This window comes from Enterococcus sp. (assembly GCF_022711995.1).
GTDB lineage: Bacteria > Bacillota > Bacilli > Lactobacillales > Enterococcaceae > Enterococcus_D.
On record NZ_JALAHI010000134.1, the window covers coordinates 1 to 4681 of the forward strand.

Here is a 4681-nt window from a genome sequence, read left to right on the forward strand (position 1 = left end):
ATAATAAATAGCATATCACATTTAAATAAAGAAGGTGACACATTGGAATTAACAAAAAGGCAAATTAAGATTATTGAAATCGTAAAAGACCACCAACCGATCAGTGGTGAGACCATCGCCAAAAAATTAGGATTTAGCCGTGCAACCTTACGGAACGATCTTTCTATCCTGACCATGACCGGATTATTAGATGCCCGCCCCAAGGTTGGCTATTTTTATACCGGTCAAACTGTAGAACCATTACTTTTTGATAAGTTATACCACGCCAAAGTAGCAGAAATCATGATTCCCCCGTTAATGATCGAACAAACTGTTTCGGTATACGATGCCGTTACAACGCTATTTATGTATGATGTTGGATCTCTTTACGTGAAAAATGCGGAGGAAGAATTGATCGGTGTTCTATCACGAAAAGACCTTTTGCGGTTTGCCATCAGCAATTCAGCAGCAGAAAAAACGCCAGTAGCAATGATCATGACACGAATGCCAAATATCGTAACAATTACTCCCGATCAAACCATTTTGACCGCAGGGACCTTATTATCACGACATGAAATAGACACACTACCTGTTGTTGATGCCGAAAATCCTAAAAAAGTCATTGGTAAAATAACGAAATCAAAAATTATGAACTACTATATCCAAGCAGGTAATGCTATTGAAAACAATCAATTTTGAGGAGCGTAAAAAATGAAAAATGTTCGATTATATTTGATCTCAGATTCCGTTGGTGAAACAGCACAAAAATTGATCAGTGCCGTTTCCGCACAATTTCCTACGGTTGATTTATCCGATATTCATCTTTATCCTTTTACCAACGACGAAGAGAGTCTGTTGGAAATCTTACAAGATGCTTTACAAGACAAATCAATTGTGGTTACTACCCTTGTTAACAAGGAACTGGTGGCATTTGTAGAAGCCTTTGCTAGACGCACTGGCCTGCAACACATTGATTTTATGACCCCTTTGATTTCAGTCATCGAAGCAACCGTTGGCTTGCAAGCAGTTCAAGAGCCGGGAGCGATCCATCGTTTAAATCAAGAATACTTCAGTCGTGTTGCTGCAATGGAGTTTGCAGTCAAGTATGATGACGGCAAAGATCCTCGTGGTTTTCTTGATGCAGACATTGTCTTGCTTGGCGTTTCTCGGACTTCAAAAACGCCATTAAGTCTATATATGGCTAATCGCGGCTATAAAGTTGCTAACTTGCCTTTGATTCCAGAAGTCGTTTTGCCAAAAGAAATCGAGCAAATTGATCCAAAAAAAATGATTGGACTCACAACAAATTCTGATTCGCTCGTAGAAATACGTCGTTCCCGTTTGGCATCACTAGGATTGAAAGAAACCACGAATTACACAGAACCGAGTCGGATCGATGATGAGTTGGCCTATGCAGAGGGACTGTTTCAAAAACTGGGAATAAATGTAATCGATGTCAGCAAGCGATCCATCGAAGAAAGCTCGATGTTGATCGAAGAATTTTTTAAAAACAATGCCTATGCCCAATGAAGAAAAACTTAATGATTTCATTGAAATCATCAATTTAGAAGCGATCCAACAATTGCCTAAAGCAACGGAGCATTTTGTCAGTGACCTACATGGTGAATATGAAGCTTTTGACCATATCTTGCGGAATGGTTCAGGAAGTATTCGGGAAAAAGTTGACACTTTGTTCCAGCATACATTGACCGCTGCTGAGAAAACCGAACTCTGCTTTCTGATTTATTATCCAAAAGAAATCTTGCAAGAAAAAGAGTATCACCATGAAGAATGGATCGAATTAATGACCCAACTGGTCAAAGTCACTCGGTTTACCTCCAGCAAATATACACGCTCCAAAGTTAGAAAAGCTTTGCCAAAGCAATTTGCTTATATTTTAGAAGAGTTGCTGTATCAGTACGACTCCGACTTTAATAAAGAAGCCTATTACAAAGCGATTTTTGACAAAATCATTGACTTATCTTTAGCTTCCCAATTTTGTGAACAGCTCGCGTTTTTGATTCAGCGGTTTGTCGTTGATCACTTACATGTCGTTGGGGATATTTATGACCGGGGACCCGCGCCTGATAAAATCATCGATCGGCTCATGGCCCTTCCATCCCTGGATATCCAATTAGGAAACCATGATATTTTATGGATTGGCAGTTATTGCGGTTCGTTGCCGTGTCTGGCAAGCACGATACGGATCGCTGCCCGTTATGGGAATTTGGCTTTATTGCGGGAAGGATATGGCATTGACCTATCTAAAGCCATTGCATTTAGCCGTAACCAGTATCAAAAAAATGAGGGATTTTATCCTAAGAAAACCGTGGATGCACTTTCTGAAGAGGAAAATTATGATGCCATGGTTCTCCAACAAGCTTTTGCGATCATTCAATTCAAGGTAGAGGCCGCTGTAATCAAACGACGCCCCGAATTTCAATTAGCGGATCGTTTGTTATTGGAAAAAATCACAAAGGATTTGTATCTCCAGTTAGAGGATCGGCTAGAACCTCTGATTAATCCGTGTTTTCAGCTGGTTGATCCAAAAGATCCCTATCGTTTGACTGTTGAAGAACAAGACATACTGGAAGATCTCCTCGAACAATTCCGAGCGTCCGAAAGATTGGCCTCCCATGTCCATTTTCTAGTAGAGAAAGGGACGCTCTACCAAATCTATAATAAAAATCTGCTTTTCCATGGCTGTATCCCTTGCTATCCTGATGGACGCTTGCTTTCAGTCACCTTTGGAGAAACTTCTTATCAAGGCAAAGCATTGATGGATTTCTATCAAGAATGTTTGAAGCAAAGCCTAGCAGAACCCACGTGTACCAGTGATCTGGCAACAGACGTTCTCTGGTATCTCTGGTGCGGAGAAGGATCGTCCCTTTTTGGTAAAAAAACCATGAAAACTTTCGAGCGTTATTTCATCAGTAATAAACACACACATACTGAAGAAAAAAATGCCTACTATACACTAAGGGAAGAGGAAGAATTTTGCTGTGGACTGTTAGCGGAGTTTGGCTTAGAGCCTACTGGGCACATCATTAATGGTCACACACCAGTAAAAGTGAAAAAAGGCGAAACGCCCATCAAAGCCAATGGACGTTTGTTGGTGATTGACGGAGGCCTCTCTCGTTCCTATCAGGAAGTCACTGGTATCGCAGGCTACACATTATTATACAATTCTTTTGGAATGACACTTGCGGCTCACCAGCCATTCACCGATCGCCAAACAGCCATCAAAGAAAGAAAAGATATTTTGACTCAGAAGAAAATCGTGGTTCGCCAAACAAAACGAATCACGGTTCGGCAAACGGATATTGGTAAGCAACTGCAAATAGAGAGCACTCGTTTACTTGAAAAAAATAATCCTATCAAGAACTGATTCATTCAGTTCACTGATAGGATTATTTTGTTTCTCGCATTACTTTATAGGATATTTTCAGATATCTTTGGAGCTATGGAAAGCTTTCAGCTTCTCCAATGCCTGTAAAACAAAAATCAATACTAAGATTGCTAGCGCCAAAAATAGGGTCTCTAATCCTTTCCCTTGAGCCAACAATAGCTCCCGCAAGATCGCTGTGATACTGATTAGAATCAAATAACGGACAGGAATATGATGCCCTTCTTTGACATACCGTAGTAACATCAAAATAATTTCAAGTAAGATAAATAGCGTAGCAATCTCTTCAATCAAAAAGGAAAGATCACTGACTTTTGTCAAAGGAATAACATAAGTGATGATTTTATAGATTGCTTCTGCCATAACAACCAATACCAACACGACTAAAATGGCTAACATGATATCCACAACTGCACTGATCAGCTTTTCAAAAACTTTGAAATATCTACTCATAGCGCACCCCCTTTTCAACTCATTATAAGTGAATACAATGAAATCACTTTGAAATATGCTTGAAAAAGGTGTACTTTTATTGTGCAAAAAGATGGCTTACGAAAACAATGATTGAATGTTGAGTAATAGAGAACAGAAAAAGCCAATGCTATTAAAAAAGAGATAAATCAACTAGTGCAACACACTACCATTTAACGTATCTTCTAAAAGCAACTTTAAGGCCTCTGACCCTTCAGCGGGATCTGCCGCCGACTCATTACTATCAACCGGTGTATCACCAGCTTCTGTACTCTCTTCACTTTCTTCAGAAGTAGTCGTGCCGGTAGTGCTGGAACTGCTAGAAGAAGTGGAACTACTGGTACTTGAAGTGTTCGTAGACGAACCAGTCGTTTCTAACGTACTAGTAGTTTCAGAATTTGCTGATCCACTATTGGCGGCGCTAGACGATGGTTCCGTGTCACTGGCTATTGCTTCACTGCTATCAAATGTACTGGTCGGCTCCTTTGATTGATCTGTCGAAGAATTTGTATTTGGATTTGAATGACTGCTGTCCTTAGTCGTTTCAGAATAAGAGCTGGCCCATGCTTCATAAAAAATTTGACTGGAAGTTTCTGTTTCAGAGGTACTTGTTTCGGCAACTTGTACTGGTGCTTCAGAAGATGGCTCCGAAGAATTGCGTTGGAACGGGGCCGCAACAAAAGCATTTACGTCTTGATCAATTGCCATACTCAACATAATCGTGACAAAGCAACTAACGAGTGCTGACTGCAAATTAAATTTAAACTTCATTGCTATCCCTCACTTCTCTTTGTATAAAGCACCTTGCATTTTTTGAATAACCGA

5 protein-coding genes are annotated in these 4681 nt (G+C 40.1%); 3 read left to right on the plus strand and 2 right to left on the minus strand.

Annotated elements, in window-relative coordinates; all coding sequences use genetic code 11:
* Positions 1 to 42: 42 nt before the first annotated feature.
* Genes Q0A12_RS13405 through Q0A12_RS13415 form a run of 3 tightly spaced genes read left to right on the plus strand, consistent with a single transcriptional unit; the run spans position 43 to position 3367 of the window.
* The gene (locus Q0A12_RS13405; protein ID WP_291293140.1) at positions 43 to 678 is read left to right on the plus strand and encodes a helix-turn-helix transcriptional regulator; all 636 of its coding nucleotides are present in this window, start codon (positions 43 to 45) and stop codon (positions 676 to 678) included.
* A 12-nt stretch (positions 679 to 690) separates the two neighbouring features.
* The gene (locus Q0A12_RS13410) at positions 691 to 1509 is read left to right on the plus strand and encodes a pyruvate, water dikinase regulatory protein (RefSeq protein WP_291293137.1); all 819 of its coding nucleotides are present in this window, start codon (positions 691 to 693) and stop codon (positions 1507 to 1509) included.
* Positions 1499 to 3367, plus strand: a complete 1869-nt coding sequence (locus tag Q0A12_RS13415; RefSeq protein WP_291293141.1) for a fructose-1,6-bisphosphatase — start codon at positions 1499 to 1501, stop codon at positions 3365 to 3367. Before Q0A12_RS13410 ends, Q0A12_RS13415 begins: the two co-directional genes overlap by 11 nt.
* A 57-nt stretch (positions 3368 to 3424) precedes the next feature.
* On the opposite strand, the gene Q0A12_RS13420 is transcribed toward Q0A12_RS13415, so the two are convergent.
* Together Q0A12_RS13420 and Q0A12_RS13425 are read right to left on the minus strand one after the other, a co-directional pair.
* Positions 3425 to 3838: a phosphate-starvation-inducible PsiE family protein gene (locus Q0A12_RS13420; protein ID WP_291293138.1), complete on the minus strand. Its 414-nt coding sequence runs from the start codon at positions 3836 to 3838 to the stop codon at positions 3425 to 3427.
* Between the two features lie 171 nt (positions 3839 to 4009).
* A complete protein-coding gene (locus Q0A12_RS13425) occupies positions 4010 to 4627 on the minus strand; it encodes a hypothetical protein (RefSeq protein ID WP_291293139.1) in 618 nt (205 codons plus the stop codon).
* Positions 4628 to 4681 lie beyond the last annotated feature (54 nt).

Coding starts and splice junctions, on each gene's coding strand:
- Q0A12_RS13410 (WP_291293137.1), top strand. CDS start 691: ATGAAAAATGTTCGATTATATTTGATCTCAGATTCCGTTGGTGAAACA.
- Q0A12_RS13415 (WP_291293141.1), top strand. CDS start 1,499: ATGCCCAATGAAGAAAAACTTAATGATTTCATTGAAATCATCAATTTA.
- Q0A12_RS13420 (WP_291293138.1), bottom strand. CDS start 3,838: ATGAGTAGATATTTCAAAGTTTTTGAAAAGCTGATCAGTGCAGTTGTG.
- Q0A12_RS13425 (WP_291293139.1), bottom strand. CDS start 4,627: ATGAAGTTTAAATTTAATTTGCAGTCAGCACTCGTTAGTTGCTTTGTC.